This is a genomic window from Carboxylicivirga litoralis, from assembly GCF_025499605.1.
GTDB lineage: Bacteria > Bacteroidota > Bacteroidia > Bacteroidales > Marinilabiliaceae > Carboxylicivirga > Carboxylicivirga litoralis.
Window position 1 is genome coordinate 93,555 of sequence record NZ_JAFMVC010000010.1, and the last position, 22,747, is coordinate 116,301.

14 protein-coding genes and 2 tRNA genes are annotated in these 22,747 nt (G+C 40.0%); 5 read left to right on the top strand and 11 right to left on the bottom strand.

Annotated features, from left to right (window positions below):
• Nucleotides 1-4: 4 nt before the first annotated feature.
• From J1N10_RS11115 to J1N10_RS11125, 3 genes are all read right to left on the bottom strand, one after another.
• Nucleotides 5-2,299 (bottom strand): ABC transporter permease, encoded by a 2,295-nt coding sequence (locus J1N10_RS11115; protein ID WP_262326777.1) that lies wholly within the window; start codon nt 2,297-2,299, stop codon nt 5-7.
• Nucleotides 2,300-2,451: 152 nt separating this feature from the next.
• Nucleotides 2,452-4,779, bottom strand: a complete 2,328-nt coding sequence (locus J1N10_RS11120) for an ABC transporter permease (protein WP_262326778.1) — start codon at nt 4,777-4,779, stop codon at nt 2,452-2,454.
• A gap of 15 nt (nt 4,780-4,794) precedes the next feature.
• Nucleotides 4,795-6,045, bottom strand: coding sequence for an efflux RND transporter periplasmic adaptor subunit (locus tag J1N10_RS11125; protein ID WP_262326779.1), 1,251 nt, complete (start codon nt 6,043-6,045; stop codon nt 4,795-4,797).
• Between the two features lie 205 nt (nt 6,046-6,250).
• Between J1N10_RS11125 and J1N10_RS11130 the strand changes: the two genes are divergently transcribed.
• The 4 genes from J1N10_RS11130 to J1N10_RS11145 all read left to right on the top strand — a co-directional run bounded on the left by J1N10_RS11130 (nt 6,251) and on the right by J1N10_RS11145 (nt 9,328).
• Nucleotides 6,251-7,618, top strand: coding sequence for a sigma-54-dependent transcriptional regulator (locus J1N10_RS11130; RefSeq protein ID WP_262326780.1), 1,368 nt, complete (start codon nt 6,251-6,253; stop codon nt 7,616-7,618).
• A complete protein-coding gene (locus tag J1N10_RS11135) occupies nt 7,608-8,936 on the top strand; it encodes a sensor histidine kinase (protein WP_262326781.1) in 1,329 nt (442 codons plus the stop codon). The genes J1N10_RS11130 and J1N10_RS11135 overlap by 11 nt, the downstream gene beginning before the upstream one ends.
• A gap of 146 nt (nt 8,937-9,082) precedes the next feature.
• A tRNA-Trp gene (locus J1N10_RS11140) sits at nt 9,083-9,155 on the top strand.
• An 85-nt stretch (nt 9,156-9,240) separates the two neighbouring features.
• A tRNA-Ser gene (locus J1N10_RS11145) sits at nt 9,241-9,328 on the top strand.
• Between the two features lie 72 nt (nt 9,329-9,400).
• Here the strand turns inward: J1N10_RS11145 and J1N10_RS11150 are convergent.
• The 8 genes from J1N10_RS11150 to J1N10_RS11185 all read right to left on the bottom strand — a co-directional run bounded on the left by J1N10_RS11150 (nt 9,401) and on the right by J1N10_RS11185 (nt 20,828).
• Entirely contained in the window at nt 9,401-11,446 is a 2,046-nt protein-coding gene (locus J1N10_RS11150) for a glycoside hydrolase family 97 protein (RefSeq protein ID WP_262326782.1), read from the bottom strand.
• A complete protein-coding gene (locus J1N10_RS11155; RefSeq protein WP_262326783.1) occupies nt 11,439-12,680 on the bottom strand; it encodes a glycoside hydrolase family 71/99-like protein in 1,242 nt (413 codons plus the stop codon). Before J1N10_RS11155 ends, J1N10_RS11150 begins: the two co-directional genes overlap by 8 nt.
• 65 nt (nt 12,681-12,745) lie before the next feature.
• Nucleotides 12,746-14,248, bottom strand: coding sequence for a RagB/SusD family nutrient uptake outer membrane protein (locus tag J1N10_RS11160; RefSeq protein WP_262326784.1), 1,503 nt, complete (start codon nt 14,246-14,248; stop codon nt 12,746-12,748).
• Between the two features lie 25 nt (nt 14,249-14,273).
• Nucleotides 14,274-17,207: a SusC/RagA family TonB-linked outer membrane protein gene (locus J1N10_RS11165; RefSeq protein WP_262326785.1), complete on the bottom strand. Its 2,934-nt coding sequence runs from the start codon at nt 17,205-17,207 to the stop codon at nt 14,274-14,276.
• A 49-nt stretch (nt 17,208-17,256) separates the two neighbouring features.
• Complete coding sequence (locus tag J1N10_RS11170; protein ID WP_262326786.1) at nt 17,257-18,339, bottom strand: hypothetical protein; 1,083 nt, start codon at nt 18,337-18,339, stop codon at nt 17,257-17,259.
• Between the two features lie 100 nt (nt 18,340-18,439).
• Complete coding sequence (locus tag J1N10_RS11175; protein ID WP_262326787.1) at nt 18,440-18,961, bottom strand: DUF5004 domain-containing protein; 522 nt, start codon at nt 18,959-18,961, stop codon at nt 18,440-18,442.
• A 268-nt stretch (nt 18,962-19,229) separates the two neighbouring features.
• Nucleotides 19,230-20,537, bottom strand: a complete 1,308-nt coding sequence (locus tag J1N10_RS11180) for a DUF6377 domain-containing protein (RefSeq protein ID WP_262326788.1) — start codon at nt 20,535-20,537, stop codon at nt 19,230-19,232.
• A 69-nt stretch (nt 20,538-20,606) separates the two neighbouring features.
• Nucleotides 20,607-20,828 carry a hypothetical protein gene (locus J1N10_RS11185; protein ID WP_262326789.1) on the bottom strand — a complete coding sequence of 74 codons (222 nt, stop codon included), beginning with the start codon at nt 20,826-20,828 and terminating at the stop codon, nt 20,607-20,609.
• Nucleotides 20,829-21,064: 236 nt separating this feature from the next.
• On the opposite strand from J1N10_RS11185, the gene J1N10_RS11190 reads away from it, so the two are divergent.
• Nucleotides 21,065-22,546 carry an alpha-L-fucosidase gene (locus tag J1N10_RS11190; protein ID WP_262326790.1) on the top strand — a complete coding sequence of 494 codons (1,482 nt, stop codon included), beginning with the start codon at nt 21,065-21,067 and terminating at the stop codon, nt 22,544-22,546.
• Nucleotides 22,547-22,747: the final 201 nt, after the last annotated feature.

Consider the following 22,747-nt stretch of genomic DNA (forward strand, 5'->3'; position numbering starts at 1 on the left):
TTAATTACTCGTACCGCAGCGCTTTTATTGGGTTTTGACTGGCTGCTTTCCAGGTTTGACGCAAAGTCACCAAAATAGCCAATAGCCACACACATATTCCGCCCAACAAAAAGTAATACCAATGAATGGTTGTGTGCACAATGAAATTATTCATCCAAAGCTCCATCAGATACCACACCAGCGGCACGGAAATAACAAAAGCAATCGCGATGGTATAGCTGATTTTACGGTTCAATAATTTAAGAATGTCATAAATGCGCGCGCCATTGGCCTTTCGAATTCCAATCTCTTTCACATGACGTTGAGTAATAATAGTGACCAAACCCGTGATGCCAATAGCGGTGATTAACAGCGCAATAAAGCTGAAAAAACTAATGAGTTTAAAAAGTCGCATTTCGCTCTTGTAATAAGCTTGGTAAGTATCGTCCACAAAACCATAATCAAACATGTGGCTGGGTGAGATGGCTTTAAAGCAACTTTCAATATGCTCCAACACAACCGGCAGACTTCCTGAATACTTTACAAAAGCCATGTTACACCTTTTCCGGTTGAGCCAAAAACACATCGGATCAACCGTATGATGCAAAGAAGCATAATGAAAATTCTCGCAGAAGCCTATCAAATCGGCTTCTCCTTCAAATGTTGGAAACTTTTTGTTGAGTTTGTGTTCCCAGCTATACTTATCAATGGCTGCCTGATTGAAAATAAACTTATTGTCATCCAACAGGTTTGTGGAGTAATCGCGTCCATTAAGCACTTTCACTTCGAAAAAACTTAGAAAATTTTCGGCCACAGGCCAAACATAAAACGATGCCTGCTCGCCGTCAATCGTTCTTCCCCAACCCATCATGGTATTAGAGGGGCCATGCGCAGCATAGGTAACATCAGTAATGTGTGCAGAGTTTTCTAACTCCGAAGTGAAACTCTCAAGATTACTTTTAATCTTTCCGCTCAATGGAAACGAGATAACATTATTGCTGACAATACCCGTATCGTAATTGAGTAGAAACTGCTTTTGTTGATAGATGACAATCGAACTAATTATCAAGACCAGAGATGCCACAAACTGAAATGTCATGAGCACACCACGCATGCTAATAAATGATCTGGAGGTTGACGTTCGGTATTTATCCAGCAGCGTATCAGCAAATCGGAAGCCTGTTGGTAACAGCACCGAGATAATAGCAGCTGAAATGCAAATGGCGCTCAACATCAAGACTCTATCACTCAAGCTAAATTCCTTTAAGTCAAATGGCACCAACTCGGATAGCTGCGAACTACTAAATAACTCAACTAGTATATAAGCCATTATAGCTGCTAAAACGCACACAATGAGTCCTTCAAATAAAAGCGTCAGTCGGATATGCATCAGTTTAGCGCCATTCACCTCCTGAACAAAGAAATTCTTTTCGCGCGTTGGCATTATGCCACACTTAAAATTATAATAGTTGATTACACTGATAATCAACACAAGAAAGGCGATGAACAAGAACAAATCAACCGTCGATCGTTTGGTTATTTTTGCGTATTCATAGTTTACTTTTTCGGCAAAATGCACGTCCTTCAAAGCACGTAAATGAATACTTACTTCATCATTAAATTCTGCATTTATAATATCCTCCATTCGTTGGTTCAGCTCATCCGTCACCAAGTGCGGTTCAATTTCCAAAAAGGTAAGAAAACTACTTTCACTCCTTTCAAACCGTGAGGCGTTTTGTTTGATGCTCATAAAGCCTACCGGACTAAATGTACTATTTGAGGGAAACGCTTCGTAAACAGCACAGATTTCCATCTCCCTGCCATAATTAACCTGCACCATTTTACCAATCACACTCGTACTACCAAAAAGCTGAAGGGCCGCCTCATCATCAATGGCAATTTTACTTTTATCAATAAAGGCAGCATCCAAATCCCCAATAAGCACATCAAAAGTCAACATCTTACTAATTGCTGAATCAGCCTGAAAAACACGACCAGCATAGATATTATCGGGCTGCGTAGGATGCACAAGTACCTGGCCGGCATATGGCGATAGCGTGCTTGCATTTTTGATTTCAGGAATTCTATCTTTTAACAATTGGGCCGTTGTTCCTTTGTAAATCACCTGATCTCCAACTTCAACCCGATACACCGTTGCTGCCTTTTCATGATGGCTGTCGAAGCTATATTCGAAAATTACATAAAAGAAAATTATCAACGAGGTAGCAAAAGCCATCGAAAATCCAATCACATTCAGTAAACTAAAGTACTTTCGATGAACAACATGACGTAAAGCCGTTTTTAATAAATACCGTATCATCTTATCTTAGTTTAGGAGCATTATAGTTTGAGACAATTCGTTTATTAGCTCGAAATAGCTTTTGCAGGTTACTTGTTCCAATCATAATTTCAGGATTATTGGTTATAAATATTTAGTATTCCAGTTTTGAATCGCTAATGACTGACTTTTAATTACTCGTACCGTAAAGCCTTAACGGGATTTTGAGTAGCGGTTCGCCAACTCTGCCAGCTAATAGTAGCAATGGATATGACTATGGTGAATGTGCCAGCCAAACCAAATATCTCCAATCCAATAGTTGTTTTATAAGCAAAACCATTTAACCATTCTCTCATGGCATAGTAAGCAATAGGACTGGCAATAAGGTAAGCTATCAAAATATGCTTCAGATAATTCTTCGAGAGCAACTGAATTATTGAAAGGTTATTGGCTCCATTCACTTTGCGAATCCCAATTTCTTTGGTTCGTCGTGATGATAAAACAGCCGCATACGCCAGCAAACCAATTAAAGCAATCAATAAGCCAAGCGTAGTTCCAAGGTAGAAAATACGACGAAGCGCATGTTCCTGGTAATATAATCGATTCAATTCATCATCCAGATACTGAATATTTCCGGTATAGTCCGGATCGAAGCGCTTTAAAATGTTGTATATGTTATTAATCGTTTCGGCATTATTAAAGCCATCTAATTTAACCGAGAAATTCCATACATAATTGCTCCAATTGGTCATCATAGTTGGTTGAATTCGGTCTTTCAACGAGCTGTAGTGGTAGTCTTTAACAACACCTATTATTTCAACAGTTTGTCCGCTAAAATCAACTAAAGTACCAATGGCATCTTCAATACCCAGTTTGCGAAGAGCCGTTTCATTAACAAGTATCTCCTCGTTTTGTGCCGCTTCACCGGTAAAAAAGCGACCTTCTTTTAGCTGAATGCCAAACACATTTAAATAGCCAGGTTTAACACGCACTTCGTTCACCCCAACCGCAGGAGCCTGCTTATAACTTAAGCCCTGTCCACTTCCTTCATTTCCGCCCGGATAGGCATGAGAAGCCGTAGCATCCACCACATTGGGCAATTTCAGTATTTCTTTTTTAATATCTGCCCAGCGAGCAATCGATTCATCGCTATTACCTTTGCAATTAATAACATTTTCAGCCACAAAACCTTTGGGTTTGTTTTCAATAAACGATATTTGTTTTTGAACCGTTAATATGCCAAAAACCAAGAAGCTAACAAGGGCAAATTGAAAAACCAGCAAGGCCGACTTTGATTGCGTTTTAATGTTATGCGAATGAATCAAATCTCTGACATTAATCTGACTAATCTGCCAGGCCGGGAAAATACAGGCAATCAAAACTGAGCTTAGGTAAACACCTATCAGTATAGCATAAATAGGCCACGAATACCAAACTGTATCGAGGTATTTAATGTTCAGAAATTCAGAAACATCAACCTTAACAACATAAAAAAGAACCACTGCAATTATCATTGCCATTGTAATAACCAATAATGATTCGATGGCAAACTGAACGATTAATCCTTTTCGGGTGGTTCCAAAAACTTTTTGAATAGAAACCATTTTGATATAGGTTTCTTTCTTAGCCATCAGTAAATTAATGTAGTTGCTTAATGCAATTATTAAAATCGCAATGGATAAAATGGCCAGAAAAGAAATTAGAATCAGACTTCCGTTTTCTTTCTGATCCCAGGATGCAATGGTCTTTAAATGAATATCGGCCAGTGGCTCCATTTTTGAACCGCACACGACATCCATGCCAGATAAAAAGTCTGTTAACACCTGAGTAGCTACCTCTTCGCATTTAATAGCTGCCTGATGATAATCAACTCCTTTCTTAAATCGCACATAGGTCAGGTATTCAATACTACTCATATCGCCGTTTCCTTTGCTCATTGGTTGAACAACATCGCATGCAAAATGCGTATTATCAGGGATATCGGCAATGACGGCACTTATAACGTGCAGGTTCTTATCGAAGTGAATTTGTTTGCCAACCGGATTCTCTTTTCCAAATATCTTTTCAGAAAGACTTTGCGTTATAACGAGGTTTTCAGGTTTCTCAAGAGCCAGATTTAAATCTCCGTAAATTGTCTCAAATTCAAACACTTTAAAGAAATTGACATTGGCCATAAATGTGTTTCTGACAAAATACTGCTCTTCGCCTAATTGAAACAAATTTTGCCCCATACGAAAAACATTAACAACTTCCTCTACCTCCGGCACCTGTTCCTTTAGTCGCATGAACTTTTCGCTTCGGTTAATGGGCATTATTTCTGTCGATTCACCTTCTTGCATAATGCTTAGCAAGCGATAAATACGTTCGTGATTTTTTATGTGTGTATCGTAACTAAACTCCTGCACTACATACGATGCCAGGTACATTATTGTACAAAACGCTACGGACAAACCAAGTAAGTTGATGGCAAGAATGCCCTTCGACTTCATTAGTCTTCTTAATATCAGTTTAAATTTAATCATAAGTCAGGGTTAGGTTTAGTTTAGTACTACTACTTCATTATCACCAAAAATTTCATATCCCGAAGTTATCACTTCTTCGCCCGGATTCAAGCCGTCCAACACCTCAAAGTATTTTGGATTTTGGCGACCAATGGTTACTTCACGTTTGTAGGCTGCAGTGCGATCGTTGTTGAGCACAAATACCCACTGGCCTCCTGTGCTTTGAAAAAAACTGCCGCGCGACAACAGAACAGCCTTATTGGAGTTACCCAATTCAAGTTTTACATGGCTGGTTTGCCCAATACGTAACTGCTGATTATTAGCATTATCAAACTCTAGGTCAACTGTAAAACGACCATCCACTACTTCGGCATATATTTTACTAACGATTGCTTCAATTTGTCCGGTTGGGAATTTACAGCTTGCCCTAAGCCCCTTCTTAACCCGTGAAATGTAATGCTCGTCCACTTCTGCCTTTAACTTGAACCGCTCCAGGATATTGACCTTACCTATGCGCGTTCCGTAGTTAATTACCTGCCCTTCTTCTAAATTCAACGATGCCAGTTGGCCATTAACGGGTGCTTTAATGGTTAAGTTATCTAAACGCTGACGGATAATACCTTGGTTTTCCTCCATTCGAACTGCCGAACTCTCAAGTGTCTCAATCTGAATACCTCGATAAATCGAGTCACGCTTAAAACTTTCTTTCAACAAATTCATTTGTCGGTAGGAGGCTTCGTAGCTGGTTTTATCCTTTAAATACTCATCCTCCGAAATCAGGCCTTCTTTGAAAAATTCACACGCATTAGCGTATTTACGCTTCTGAATAAATAAATCGCCTTCGAGCTGAACGATCTGATTTTGCAGCTCCATAGCGTTCATTTCCATTTGCAGTCGAGCAGTTCTTAATTCATTAATAGCCCGCGCTACGTTGGCTTCATTATTTGATATTTCCAAAATCAGGTTGGTATTACTTAACTCGGCAATGGCATCTCCTTCCTGCACCATACTTCCTTCTTCCAGTAAGATCTTTTCTACACGTCCACCTTCGATGGCATCCAGATAGATAGTTTTAATAGGCTCAACAGTTGCCGTTACACTAATATAATCCTGAAAATTATCTTGCAAAACCGTTGATATCGTTAATCGTTCACTATCCATTTTTACCTGGCTACGATGGTCGGCAAAAGCAATAAAGTAAATGCACCATCCTACAAAAATTAATGCGGCAATCAACCACTTTAAGTTTTTCTTCCACCAAGGCTTCTTTTGTATTAGTCTATCCATAATTGTTGTCTTACATTTTTCTTTGTGCCAAAGCTGTGCCCAAAATACTTTTGCCTGATATTCTGCACCTTACACTTCACCCTTTCTTTGATTGTGTTGGATTATCCGACACCCATGTATGGATTTCCAACAATAAAGAAGTATTTTGTAGTTTTAAATAGAGCTGACAGGTTTTGAAGACCTGTCAGCTCTAAAATTCCAAACTATGCCCAAAGAAGGAAACATACTTATCGTTGATGATAATAGAGAATTACTACTAGCACTTAAGCTCTATCTTAAACCTCACTTTAAACAAATAAAAACCGAGCACAATCCCAACCGAATCAAAGAACACCTGCAAAAAGATGCTTATGATGTGGTAATGCTCGATATGAATTTTAAAGCCGGCATCAATAACGGTAACGAAGGCTTATACTGGATGCAGGAAGTTCATCAACTAGATCCGGAGCTGGCGGTGGTGTTTATAACTGGCTACAGCGATGTGGAGCTGGCTGTGAGAGCCATAAAAAAAGGAGCAGCTGACTTTATTGAAAAATCGTGGGACGAACACAAAATCTTATCTACACTGCGTTCGGTGTTTGAGATTCAAAAATCGAAACGCGCCATCAGCGGCCTAAAGAAAAAGCAAGAGCACCTGAAAGAATGCATCAATGCCAATAATGATGTGTTTATTGGCCAGTCAGAAGCCATGCAGCAGCTTATTCAACTCATCAATAAAGTGGCACCAACCGACGTTAACGCATTAATTTTGGGCGAAAATGGAACCGGTAAAGAAGTGATGGCACGCACCATTCATCAGCTGTCTGAACGTAAGGATGAGATGTTTGTCTCGGTTGATTTGGGTGCTATTCATGAAAACTTATTTGAAAGCGAACTATTTGGCCACAAGAAAGGTGCTTTTACCGATGCCAAAACCGACCGAACCGGACGCTTTGAACTAGCCTCGGGAGGCACCTTGTTTTTAGATGAGATTGGCAACCTGTCGTTGAGTGCTCAGGCTAAACTGTTGGCTGCTCTTCAAAATCGTGAGATAACGCCAGTTGGCGGTTCACGTCCCATTAAAGTGGATATACGCTTGATATGCGCCACCAATATGCCACTTCAGCAAATGGTTGCCGAAGGCCGTTTTCGTGAAGATTTATTGTATCGCATCAACACCATTTCGATGGAACTACCTGCACTTCGCGACAGAAAAGAAGACATTGCAGGTTTGGCTGATTTTTTCCTGAATAAACAAGCCGATAAATACAATAAGGGTCAGATGTCTTTCTCAACAGATGCGATAAAAGAATTAAAAGCACAAAGCTGGCCGGGGAACGTCAGAGAGCTTCAACATGCCATTGAAAAGGCCGTGATTCTATCAGATAAGTCAATCATTGATCCTGATGGGCTATTCTTAAATAATCAAGCATCCAACGTTTTGGATGCCGATTGCTTTAACCTCATTGAACATGAACGATTACTAATCGAAAAAGCCATTGCCAACTGTAAAGGCAACATGAGTCAAGCGTCGAAAAAACTTGGAATCAATCGTTCTACTTTGTACGATAAAATAAAGAAGTATGAGTTATAAGCATTTTTCTCTTAGCGTTATTGTGCATGCCTGCCTTCTAGCGATTACCCCACTTATTGTTGTGCTCATATGGCCCTATGAGAAGCTTTTTGTTTTTCGTTTTTTGCTAGCGTTTATCTATATTATCCAGGTAATTAGTCTTATTCGTTTAGTTCGAAAAACCAACCGCGAGCTGGCACGCTTCATTGAATCGTTTGGTTTTGGAGATACCACTATTCACTTTCATACCAGCGATAAGGATACTTCATTTCAGGATTTATTTCAATCGTTTAACCAGGTAGTTAAAGCATTCAGGCAATTGAAACTCGATAAAGAAAAGGAATACCTCTTTTTTGAGACTGCCTTGAAAAAAATTGGCGTTGCTATTATCGTTGTAAATGAGCATGGAAACGTAACCATGACTAATGAGGCTTTGCTACGCTTGTTAAATATTAAATACCTCCACCGACTCGATAAGCTCAATAGTTTTAAACCCGGGCTATCAGATGAACTGATGCAATTACAGCCTAACCAGCAAAAACTGATTGAACTGATGGTTAACAATCGAATGCTACAGGTTGCCCTAACTTCTGTTTTGATGAAAAAAGAAGATAAAATGCTTCGCTTGTTGGCTTTTCAGGATATTCGAAGTGAGATAGAACAGAAAGAACTCGAATCATGGCAGAAATTGATTCGTGTGCTCACCCATGAAGTCATGAATTCTTTAAGCCCTATCAACATCCTATCAGCAGGATTAAAAGAGCGTTTTCAAAATTCAGAAGCCCCAATCAGTATTGACGATGAAGAACAGTCAGAAATTATAGAAGGCCTGAATGCTATCCATACACGCAGCAAAGGGTTAACCAGTTTTGTAGAAAGCTATCGAAGCATGGCCGGATTGAAAAGTGCTCAAACACAGCCCTGCAACATTTATCAAATACTGTTGCGAATTCAAGCGCTTTATGCCAAAAAAGGAAACGCATTTGAATTAACAGTCAATTGTGAAAAACAACTTAGCTACTTAGTAGATGAAAAACTATTGGAGCAATCGCTCATTAACCTGGTAAAAAACAGTATTGAGGCTTTGGATAAACATCCGGCACACATAGCTATCTGTGCTCAAATAAAAACAAAAAAGCTACAGATAACAATCCACGATAATGGCAAAGGTATTCCTGAGGAAGAACTCGATAAGGTATGTGTACCTTTTTACACCACCCGCCATGGCGGAAGTGGAATCGGTTTAGCTCTATCGCAACAAGTGATGCGCCTTCATGGTGGCAATCTTAAAATTCACTCTGAAATAGAAAAAGGAACCACAGTCCTTCTTAATTTTTAAAATAAGTTTTTTTACATACCAAACTAACTAGAGGCCAGGCACAACAATAATTTCAGCATATTTTTCCATGTAAAAACATTTGAATTAATGATAATTCTCCTATTTTTGCATCCGCATTGACAAAGGCAATGCTTTTAATATAAAATACGGGTGTAGCTCAGTTGGTAGAGCACTGGTCTCCAAAACCAGGTGTCGGGCGTTCGAGTCGCTCCTCCCGTGCAACTTTATCCTGACTTTGGTCGGGATTTTTTGTTTAAAGTCCTGAGCTTTATGATATCAATAAAGTTTCTATCTTTATGCAACTGGAGAGGTGACAGAGTGGCCGATTGTGCACGCCTGGAAAGCGTGTGTACACCGCAAGTGTACCGGGGGTTCGAATCCCCCTCTCTCCGCTCTTCCAAAAAAAAGCCATGCAACAAAATTGTTACATGGCACATGAAAATCTGATAATTATAATTGAGAATCTATTGCTGTAGCGGACTTAGTCTTATTGCTACTCCTCCTCCTTTAGCAAGGTTTATTTTTAGCTTTCCGGTATTATCTACCTGCTTATTTTCAATGATTATCGGATAAGGATTTGTTTTATAATCCGCCCCTTTCCCATCGCGGTATATTTCGGCCGTATATTGTTTTGCTTCATCCAGGAATGATAAATCAACAGATAATTGTCGTTCATTTTCATCGCTTATCGCTCCTACATACCAGTCTTCTGAATCCCAATCTTTACGGGCGGTTATAACATAATCACCGATAACCGCATCCAACACTTTTGTATTGCTCCAGATGGCTGGCACTTGTTTAACAAACTCAAAGGCCGGTTTCCCAATATAGTTTTCGGGCAAATCAGACGCCATCTGCTGAGGACTAAAAATAATGACATACATGGCCAATTGCTTTGCCAGAGTGGTTTGTACCTTGGCATTATTTGGCGTTTGATAGTCAAAATCGAAGGTTCCCGGTGTGAAATCAAAAGGTCCGGCTAACATCCTGGTGAAAGGCATAATGGTAGTATGCTCGGGTGTATTACCACCATCGGCCGACCAGGCATCATATTCCTGCCCTCTTGCACCTTCCTGTGTCATTAAATTCGGATACGTGCGTTGAAGACCTGTGCCTTTAACCGGCTCGTGGTTATCAATCATGATCTGATATCTGGCAGCTGTTTCAATAACTTTACGGTAATGACGAACACCAAACTGACTATCGTGCCATTCTTTGCCATCTAAATATTTGTTGACATATCCCGTTTTAACCGCATTGACGCCATTTTTATGATACAATTTAAAGGCATCCTCCATTTGTGCTTCGTAGTTGCTTACCGCACCCGCTGTTTCGTGATGCCCGATTAAGCGCACATTTTTTGAGGCGGCATATCGACACACCTCCTCCAGGTCAAAATCGGGATAAGCTTTTGTAAAACTGAAATTTTCACCATTGGAAGCCCAATCGCCATCCCATCCATAATTCCAGCCCTCAACTAATACGCCATCAAAACCATTTTCGTTGGCAAAATCAATATATCTTTTGGTATTTTCGGTTGTTGCACCGTGTTTAGGCCCCTGTCCCCAGGTATATTTTTCCAGATGCATTCCCCACCAAATTCCAATGTATTTCGATGGCTCAATCCACGATACATCCTCCAAGACACATGGCTCGTTTAAATTAAGCGTGATGGTGGCGGTGGCAACATCACCCGGATTATCGCCGATGATAACGGTGCGCCAGGGCGATGTAAATGGCGTTTGTGCATACACCTTAACACCGTTACTCCATGGCACCAACTCACTGATATATTGTTTTTCAGTTGTTTGGCGCAAAGTCATTGATGCGAAGTCGGTCAGGTTAGCCTCATGAATGGCAAAAAAAGTACCATCGTTGGTTTCAAACGTGGCCGGCGTATTGATTGTATCTGTTTCTCCAATTTTATTTTTTCGATAATAGCTTTCGTAGTAACTATTCTCCGAATGTACCGGCATCCACCACACATCGTGTTCCTTTGCAAACGTAAACTCGGTGGTTTCATCGGCTATCATGACACTGTCCAGTTGTTCTTGTTTCGGAAATTCATAACGAAAACCAACACCATCGTTAAACACTCTGAAAACAATATTCATTAAGCGATTGGCGCCTGATTCTTCCTGAAGCTTAATCGTTAACTCGCTATGGTTATCCACCACTTCTTTAAACTCACCCCAAGGTTGTTCCCATGTCTGATTTTTTGAATCTCTTTCAACTGCAACAATCTTAAAATTCCCTGTTAAGTCATCCTGATCAATCAGTTGGAACCCCATCTTTGAATCCAGCAATAAAGGCTGTTGCGCTTTTTGGATATTGTAATAAGGTATTCCCTGCTTTAATTTAAACTCCACTTGCAGGTTGCCATCGGGTGACGTCACCACTTCATTCGGTTTACTGCATGACATCAGGACCACCACTAATAACCACAGGCAGGCTATTGTCTTCAAATATTTCACGCATGTTATTTTATCGGTTAATAATAATTTAGTCATCCCCCAACTCGTTTAATAGTGATAAAGCTTTATCTGTTTGCACCGAAACCAGATAGTAAAAAACCTGATCCAGCTTTTTCTGCACAGTAGCATCGCCGCTATACTTTTTTCGATATTGATACAAAGTGTGGATATCTTCAAAAATGGATTGCTGATCAGTGACACCCGTATAAGCCTTTATTTTCTCAATAAAGCTATAACCGAATTCATCAGTGGGTTCAAACATGGTTCCTTCGCCAAAGTCATTCCAGGTAATTAATTGCAGATAATCAACATCGGCATCAAGCGCCAAATCTAATGTTTCATCCAGCGTTGCACCATTTTGATGATCGATTGTCCAGCCAATTTCGGATCCCCATCCACCTTCTTCGTAAAAATCATGAAAGCCTGGATAGGCAGAACCCATGGCTACATTTAACTGCGAATATCTGTTGGTATAAAAATCGCTTAAATGGTCATTATCTTGGTAAACCCAGGCATACTCGCCATCGGCATTATCACCTGCATCGGCCGATTCATTCCATAAAGTCAAGAAAGTTGGCTGCTTGGAAAACACACTAAAAACATTGGTCCAGTTATCAGGACTCTGCAAAGTAATCGGGCCAAAAACCATTAAAAGCGGTTGATTATTAATCTGAATGTAAGCATCCTGATTAAAGTGATTTGCCTCTAAATACCGCATATCGGTTTTGGCTGCACTTTCATTGGTAACTGCCATTCCGGCATTTACCACTTCAGGCAATGTTCTGTCCTCATAAACAAAGGCATATTTTAAACCAACCTCATCCATTAAATCAATAACAGCCTGCGTATTTTCATCAACAATGGCATAATCATTTACATCATAGGTACCGTACCAGTCGAACAGCAAGCCATCAATACCAGAATATTTCATTAATAGCAAATGATACTCAATCACATCTTTATCGCCCGAATGATAGGGGCCAATTAACGGATAATAATGAGACGCTATGTCTCTTTTTCCTTCGACTATGTTGTCTGGATTTTGATTGGCCATGGTCCAATGAATACCCCAGGCATTGTTATCACTGCTTTCTTTCGTTTCGAACCAGGTCATATAATGCATGAACACCTCCGTTGAATTGGTCTTTTGTATCGGAACCGGGTCGAACTTCTCTAACTCATCCGTTTTTGATGGCGAATTGCCATCATCACTTGAGCATCCCAACACCAGCGCTGCAACAACCATTAAGGCCAAATAAACAATTCTCATCAAGCTCATATTTTAAATTAATAATCGACCAATCCGGCGCTTTGCCGGACCGGTCGATATGCGAATTAATAACCAGGGTTTTGTTGTAAAGAAGGATTCTTATCTAATTCGGTTTGAGGAATCGGATAAATGGCAGTATAAGCTTCATTGGCCTCTTTGCTCCACCAGGGTTCAAAATAGGTTCCGAAACGAATATTCACCGTGCGTCGGGTGCCTTCAAAAACAAACTCGCGCAACCACTCATCATCCAGAAAATCCATATCAATGGTTGAAGGTGTTTCAATCCCGGCGCGTGTACAAATCTGTTCTATAAACGGACGTGCCAAATCAGCTGACCCCAGACGCACATAACATTCAGCCTGCATCATCAAAATCTCGGCATAACGAATTAACACCCAGTCATGGTCGCGCTCCCATTGTTCACCTGCTTTTACCTCATATTTATGCAGTCGAACGCCTTCATTGTCTTTGGCATTTTCAAAATCCCCGATTTCCTCCGTATAAATTAGTGGCTCGCCATTATCCATAATAATCACTGAACCGGTGCCTTTATGAATCTGATCGCCAGCCAACATGCTTTCTTTACGGCGATCGATATCTTCAAACATGGAGTAGACACCAGGCTGGGCACAGATACCATTACCACACCAGGGATAATCACCAGTGGATGATACGGTGTATTTATGCTCATAATGGAAAGTCATGGAATGAAGGTAATTACCTACAGTACCCTCTTTATGATCGTAAGGGATAACAAAGATATTTTCCTGAGATACCTGATTCTCCGTTAAGAAGTTCGTGAAATAATCAGGCTCTATAATGTAACCCGTTACTTTTTCACAAGCCTCAATACAGTCCTGCCAACGTGCTTCGCCAATGTAAACTTCAGAATTGATGTACAAGCGTGCCAGCATGGCGTTAACCACGTTCTGAGTCATACGACCATAAATCACCTCTTCAGACAGATACGGCAATGACTCCTTAAATTCCTTCTCAACAAATTCATATACTTCTTTACGAGTGGAATTGGGCAAATTGGCATCAGCACCAAACTCAATGCTTAAAGGTACGTTGCCAAACATATCGAGCAACTGATAATAGTAATAGGCTCTTAGTGAACGTAATTCTGCCAGAACCGAGTTTTTAGCTTCTTCACCCATTTCGGCTGATTCGATGGTAAAAATCTTTTCGTTGATTTTATTAATGCCTAAGTAACAGTATCTCCATGCACTAAGTAACATGACGTTATCAGACTCCCAGGCATGCTGTTGTGCCTGAATGTATCGACCTCCATCTCTCCAGTTGGTTCCCCTTGCCGGTATACACGCCTCATCGGAACTACATTCGTTTAAAAAGAACACATATTCGCACGTTGGGTACGAAATAGAAATGTCATCATTGGTGCCACGCAAGGTTGCATAGGCTCCACCTACCAAGGTACTTATCTCGCTTGATGTTTGGCCATAATCTTTTGATTCAACCTGACTATACAGCGTCTCATCCAGATTGGTGCACGACACGCTAATAAGTACAAGGGCTAAAAAGGCGGCTATAATATTTAGCTTCATAATTTCTGTTTTTAAAAGTTTCGATTTAGAATGACAGGTTTAATCCAAGTGAGACAGTCATTGGTTTTGGATAGTAATTAAACTTATCGATTCCAGGGGCATCTAAGCCATCAATGCTCACCTCCGGATCAACACCCGAATAACCAGTTATCACAAAAAGGTTCTCCCCAGTCACATAAACACGTGCGTTTGACAAACCCAATTTCTTAACAGGCAATGTATAGCCAACTGTTACTGATTGCAGGCGGAAGAATGACGCATCTTCGACCCAATAGCTCGAGTAAGTCGGGTCGTCGTTGATACCAGACGTCAAGAAATCATCGGGCACATTATAAGCCGGCAAACGACTCGGATCATTCATAACCATTGCGGTTGCATTCAACACCTTTTGTCCAAACATACCGTAGGTTGCAAATGACGCATCCAGGTTTTTATAGGTGAAATTCATGCCAAAACCCAAATTCAACTTGGGTTGCATATTACCTAAATCGCTGTCTTCTTCATCGTTGATGAACTTACCATCTTCATCCAATCCATGGTTTTGAGGCCCCCAAAATGTACCTAAAGCATAGCCTTCTTTAATGACCTGTGAGTACATGCCCGACATGCCTGGTAAACCATGAAGAGAACCGCTGTAAATCACGCCATCTGTCTGGAATTGATCATTCGACAGCTTATCAATCTCTTGTTGATTACTTGATAAGTTTAAGTTAGCATCCCACGAAAAATCACCTCTCGTCATCACATTACCAGTCAAGCTAAATTCAATACCTTTATTGGTCATATCTCCAACATTAGCCAACATGTATGGGTGTGCATATTGTGTGGTTGGAACCGGGTAAGTATATAATAAGTCGCTGGTTTTTTTCTGATATACTTCAACAGTACCATTAATGCGATTCAATAATGAGAAGTCTAAACCGATGTTTATCTGTGCTGTTTCTTCCCACTTTAAGTCAGGATTGGCATTTTGCACGGTTCCGAAACCTGACTTCCAGGTATCGCTTACGCCATCGTAATAGCGGTCGGTTGACACAGCGCCTGTAATTTCCAATGACTTATACTCGCCGATGCCTTCCTGGTTACCGGTAATACCATAACCAACTCGCAATTTAAGGTTATCAAGCCATCCACGGGTTCCATCCATAAAGCTTTCTTCAGAAATACGCCATGCGAATGAGGCCGATGGGAACGTACCCCATTTATTGTTGGCGCCAAAGCGGCTTGAGCCATCGCGGCGAACAGTTCCGGTTAGCATATACCTACCAGCATAGCTATAATTCAAACGGCCAAAGAAGGAAATAAGCGTTGCTTCACCTTTGTAAGAGTAGTTATCATCGGCTCTGAAATCCTGACCGGCAGCCAGGTTATTGTACAAAAACAAGTCCGTATCGAAACCACGACGCTGAGCACCAAAACCCTCATACACATTATTCAAATACGAATAACCTGCCATAGCATTAAATCGATGATTTTCAATAGATTTGTCGTAAGTTAGGTAGGTCTCCAACTGCTTATTAACATACTCACCAAGTGTTTTCTGAGCATAGCCATTTTCGGTCTGCCCTTCCATCACAGCATAAGTTGGCTTATAAGTATTCCCTTTTGTTGAGTTAAACTCGTACGAGAGGTTGGTTGATGATTTTAATCCCGGTAATAATTCCAGCTCTACCTTAAAGTAGCTTAATAAGCGATTACGCACATTGCGAACGCTACGATTATTCATTATTTCAACAGGGTTCTCATAAATATTACCGCCTACACTGGTGTAATTACCATTTTCATCAGTAACAGGAATAACCGGACTTAGGTTATACGAACGCTCAAAAATGCGGTAGTCCAATGGTTTCCATTCATCCTGGTTAGCGTTTAAACCTAACTCCAGCTTTAATTTACCATCCAAACCATATTGGTAGGCCGAAATACTTGAACTCAGGCGATCTAAACGAGTTGTTTTAACAACACCTTCATTCTCGAAATACGTTAAAGACGCTCTTACGCCGCTATCTTTGCCACCATTGTTAAAACTGATGGTATGCGATTGAGAGATGCCTGTTTGTTCCAGTTCCTCTTGCCAATCGGTGTTGCCACCGTAATCGATGGCATTGGTAACATTGTTATCACGCACATACTGACGCCATTGATTGGCTGATAACAAATCAAGATGACGAGCCACCTGACTCATAGCCACATACCCCGAATATTCGATACTCTTACCTTTGTTTTCTCTGTTGGTAGTGATGATAATTACACCGTTCGCACCTCGTGAACCATAAATGGCAGCCGAAGAGGCATCTTTCAAAACATCGATTGATTCAATCTCAGAAGGTTGAATGGTGTTAATATCCACACCTGGAATACCATCCACCACAACCAGTGGATTATTGCCTGCCGCGATAGATGTTCCTCCACGTAAACGCATGACAGCTCCTGAAGCCGGATCACCAGAACCTTGAACAACAGCTAATCCCGCCACTTTACCTTGCAACACTTGTTCGGTTGAAGCAATCACTCCCTGGCGCAAATCGTCAGATGCGACGGAAGAGATGGCTCCGGTCAAGTCCGACTTTCGCATGGTACCATAACCAACAGCTACAACCACTGCTTCATCTAAAGAAACCATATCCGATACCATCTGAATAGTTAATGGCAAAGGCGTTGATTCGTTAATCAGGATGTTTTGAGATTTATAGCTGATAAATGAAACAATTAATGTAGCCGGACTTGGAACATCCAGTATAAAAGTACCATCCATACCTGTGGTGGTACCAATTGCTGAACCTTCAACCAATACCGTAGCACCCGGCAAAGGTTGTCCTGTTTCGTCATTAATAATACCTGAAACAGATATTGTCGATTGCTGAGCCATTCCTTCATGTGCTAAAAGGTATAAACCAACCACCATCAGGCAGAAGACCTTTAAAAGGAATTGTGCTTTGTTTTTATATATTTTATTCATTGAATTCATTGTTTCTTATTGTTAGCATTTCGTTTAATGAATCGATCATCTAGTATTGATCAAGCTCAACAAGCGGGATGTCTGTTTCGGTAATCAAGCGATCATTATTATCAGTAACGACAACATGGATAGAGTTAAGACCTGTTAATCCCTCTAACTCAGTAACTAAATCAACAAAGCCTTTAATCTCATTTTTATCACCCGAAAACTCACCGCTAATTTCTTTCGAACCGGCTGTAATAATGTAGTGTAAAGTGGTAACGCCTCTCTCGTTATAGATTCTGCGCATTCCCAAAATGTCTTTCTGACTAATTTTCAATGGAAAAAAACTGAAAACCGGAGGTGGCGGAGGCACTACGTCGGCCGCTATTAATTTTTGATCCGGAGTAGTGGCTTCCCATTCATTCTTTACAAAAAGGAATGTCATGTTTTCCATCACATAATCTTCAGGAACCGGAAAGTATTCTTCGGGAATAAGATCCATTTTATAAAAGCCATTACCCATATCTTTCAGTTTGGTCTTTTCCACTACTTCTGGAATCCAAACCTGGTATTGTTGCTCAACCTCCCAGTCATTTAATCCACTGTGCATGTGCACGCTTGTTGCGCCATCGAATCCATCCACCAGATTGGAATTAAATAAAATACTTAAACCTTCATCAATGGCAGGTTTTGTGGGATAAGATCTGATCATTTCGTCAGCCGTAAAGAAATCATTAAAAGAAGTAACCGGCACATTGCCTACGCCCGACTGTTTGGAGCCATCCTTGTTTTTAAGCCTCAACCAAAAGCCAGCACTATTTGCAATATCTTCTGCTGTTACATTAAAATATTCGGTAGGCACTAAATCGAAGCGCCAGATAAAATCACCTTCATAGCTTAGTTTAGCAAATTCAGAAGAGTTTTCCCAGTTACCAGCATCTGGTTCAGAAGGCGACCAGATCCAGATATAAACATCTTCGTCTTCGGCAAAAGTTGTACCGGCTAAATCAAAATACCACGAAACTTGTTCGGTATATTGATAAACGACCGGATAAGACCATATATCAGCAATATCACCTGCCTCTTCCTGGGCACTCACCCAGACAGGGATAAACAATGCAATTATCAGACAATAAAAATATTTTTTCATATGATTACGTTTATTTTCAATGTCATATGGAACGAGCCAACCCTGACATTCTCTGATGCGAGAATGCATTCATCCGGCTTGTTTCATAGAACATTTGAATTTAATTAGCCGGTGAAAGGTTAAATACATAAGAAGCGAAAGCAGTACCGCTGGATGCTCTAACCAATTGTATTTCCATCACATCCTGAGCTCCAGGAATAGAAGTCAATCTCAACTGATCAACAATTTGTGTTTTGGCGGCATCGGCATAAAGGTTAATCCGCACAGCAGATAAATTTGTGTTCGGATAAGATGAACTTAATGACCAATAACCACTCATTAAGAATAACGCCGGCACATCGCCTGTTACCTCAAAGGTGGTTGGCTGATTGGATGCATCAACATTAAACTGAATATTAAAATTCTGGAAGTTAAAAAAGGAAGTTAAAACCTCATTATCAGGAGTAATGGCGTTTGATTTGGCATACTCATCCACCAATGTCAACTCGTCTAAACTCCAAGAACCATTTATTTTTTCATATATAGTTATGGGTGCCACATAACTACCATCATCTGTTTGGTAACATCCCTCAAAAGGAAGCACCAACAAAAACAGCAATACATAAATGCATGTCTTTTTCATAATAAACCTGGATTTGTTTTTATTAGTTTCTCGCCGAATTATTCGACACCAACAAAACTAGAGGAGTCTAAAAGCAAATAGAATTTTTTAAACTTCAATCTAGACAAATCAAGACTTATTTATTCACTATCAACCTGATTACATGAGTGATACATTTTCGAAAGTGCGTAATTAATCTAAATGAATTTTAGATTACAATAGAACACTCATTAAGTGATTTTTACACTTATTAACACTTAGGACATTTATTTTGACCTGTCAATAAAGTCTAAAACGCTTTAATGTCCATTATTTTTTCGTCGAATGCTTCTCTGAAATACGACTTACTTTTTGTTTTAGTTTTATAAGTGTAAATAGTCGTTACGGAAAAATTCAGGAACTTGGCAATCTTTTCATTATCTGTAATACCCAATCGAATTAACGCAAATATTCGAAGTTCGGAATTTAATAATTCGCCTTTTTTAAGCACAACTTGGTGCTCATCTGGAAAAAGCTTATTAAACTCAGCAATAAAATTGGGGAACAGCTTCAGGAAAATTTCATCGAATCGATGAAAAAGCAACTGCCTTTCTTTTTTAAGATTCGTATTTTTCAGAAGAGTGTGCAAATCATCAAACTGTCGGGCCGATATTTTTCTGAAGACATGTTTCTGGAAATCGTCCATCTTTTCGATGTATTCAGAATTGACATTAAAGAAATAACCAATGTACTCTTCTTTAATTTGATTGGCTTCCGACAGATTACTATTCAACTCCTTTTGCTCATTAACGGTATTCTGTAAGATTTTACGGATTTTGGTAATCTTTTTAAGTTGTCGATAAATAATAATGAGGAAAGCTAATACCAATACCGACAAAAAAGTTGAAGCAACGATGTAGTAAATCAGTTTTGTTTTCTGCGCTTCAACAACCGCTAACCGTTCCCCTTCGATGATGGGCAAAATGGTTGCAATCTCAATCTTCCGATGACGAGCATTGTAATAGGTAGCATCTTCCAACGCCATTATTATATAACGATACGCCCTTTTTTTATCGCCTCGCTGAAACAAAGCGTTGGCCAAATTCCGAAGAGCCACTGTTTCTTTGGTAGCATTTTTAATGTCGGCGATGGCGGCCAAAATTAAATATTCGATAGCTTTGTCTTCATAACCTGTCAGGGAATAGATATACCCCAGACTTGAAGTGGCAATGGCATCAAAATGGCGGGGCAGGTCGAAATTATTCATCCAGTAAGTAAATGCGTATTTAGCGCCCTTCCAATCTTTTTTCTTCATGCGCCGCAAACTCTCAATAGCCCAATATTCGTTGGTATTTTCATTAACATACAATAGGGCTGAATCAAGATAGGCATTGCCTTTTGTTGTGTGCTGAGAGGTAAACTGCGGATCTCGATTATAATCGGCCAAATCATAATAAGTGCGGGCAATCACTGAATAATATTCCCGCTTTACTGAATCGGGCAACTGCGCAAGCGAAATACTTTGTAATGTATCAATAGCTTCGGTAAACAACCCTGATGAAAGAAGTACAAAACCCTCTTTAATTTTTGCATAGGCCAGCTTGGGTTGATTTTGCAACTCGAAGGCTTCCTGTTTGGCTCGTTCTACGTAAAAAAACGCCGAATCATATACAAATGACTGATACTCTTACAACAACTCTAAACAAACCTGGTATTCCTTTATACTTAAATCTTCTGACTGATAGAAATAAAGCTTGTTTTTAAGCTTATCAATTCGCTTGATCTTTTCCTCTTCGTAAATTTCTTTCTGCTCTATTGCCATTTCAAGATTATTCAACAAGCTATCAAGCTGTTGGCCAAAGCTACTTAAGCAAATAAAAACAAATAAAGCCGTAAAAATGCTTTTCATCGGTGATTTGTATTTAGACCATTAAAGTAATGGATAAATTTTAAATGGCTATAAATCACGAGTAGGATACTTCGTTTGAATGATATAAATATGTTCATTCTTCTTCCTCTCGTGTTCATTAGCTAGCGAAAACAGTTAATGTTTTTTAAGTTTATATACCCTATCTTAAATACCGGAGAAAGCACCTCAATTTGTTCAAAGCATAAGAAATTTCACGTTAGCTTATATTTTATAATATGAAACAAATTCTATTAGTTACAATGGTCGCGTTAGGTTTTACATTTGGACTTAATGCACAGGCAATATACGAGGACGAACGTTATGTGCCTGAAACAGATCCTTTGGTATTGCAAAAGCTGGATCAGTGGCAAAACATCAAGTTTGGTTTACTAATGCACTGGGGTGCATACAGCCAGTGGGGCATTGTCGAATCCTGGTCGCTATGCCCGGAAGATTATGGCTGGTGCGAACGAAAGAAAGGAGATCACTACAATAATTATTTCGAATACAAAAAGGATTACGAGAACCTGCAAAAGACTTTTAATCCGGTTGATTTTAATCCGCAAAAATGGGCTAAAGCAGCCAAGGATGCCGGGATGAGATATGTTGTTTTCACGACAAAGCATCACGATGGTTTCTGTATGTTCGACAGTAAATTTACCGACTATAAGGTAACGTCGGAACAATGTCCGTTCCATACAAATCCCAAAGCCAATATTGCCAAAGAGGTGTTTGATGCCTTTAGAGCCGAAGGTCTTTGGGCAGGTGCGTATTTCTCAAAGCCCGACTGGCACTGTCCGTCGTATTGGGATCCTTACTTTCCACCTCTTGACCGCAATGTGAACTACGATCCGGAAGAATATCCTGAAGAGTGGGAAAAATATGTGCAGTTTACGCATAATCAGATTGATGAGTTAATGACTGATTACGGTAAAATTGATATCCTGTGGCTTGACGGCGGCTGGGTAGCAAAAACATCGGAAGAAGAAATAAAAGAATACTATAAGCACAAAGGGGAACAAACAAAAAGTGGCTTTGTGAAAAATCGCATCGTCAACCAGGATATTCGCATGGATGAGATTGCAGCCAAGGCTCGCGAAAAACAACCGGGCCTTATTGTTGTTGACAGAGCTGTTCATGGTAAAAACCAAAATTACCTGACTCCTGAAAACAGAGTACCCAATAAAACATTGCCATACCCATGGGAGTCATGCATTATTTCAGGTGGTGGTTGGTCATATACCTTCAATGCCAAATATAAAAGTGGCAACGAGTGTGTGCACATGTTGGTGGATATCGTAGCCAAAGGTGGCAACCTGTTGTTGAACATTGCTCCCGGCCCTGATGGCAAATGGCAGCAAGGTGCTTATGATTTACTGAATGAGTATGCCGATTGGATGAAGGTTAACAGTGAGGCTATCTATAACACAAAGCCTATTGAGCCTTTCAAAGAGAACAACATCTGCATGACACAAAAGGACGATGGAAGTGTTTACTTCCATTACATGGCCGAAGAAGGTGAGGCAATGCCTGCTGAAATCAAAATTGAATCCATTGAGCTTGTCAAATCAACCAAACTAAGGCTATTAGGCAGCAAGAAAAAATTAAGTTGGAAAAAAGCCAATAAAGGTTTTGTTGTAACCATACCGGAAGACATACGAAATGCACCACCTTGTAAACACGTATGGGTTATTAAAGCCAATAAAATTGTGCGATAGACAATAGTGCCAATCCTATTTCACAATTAGAAATAAACAAGCCCAAAGACTCATTTAGGAGTCGGAGGAACACGCTTTGAAGCGTTTGAAAAAATCCTGCCGAGTTAAGCAACACATCCGACCTTTTGGAAATACTGCTGCTGAACTCGGCGGAATATTTTTAACCCCCAGAAATATAGCACTTAAACAGAAATGTATCCT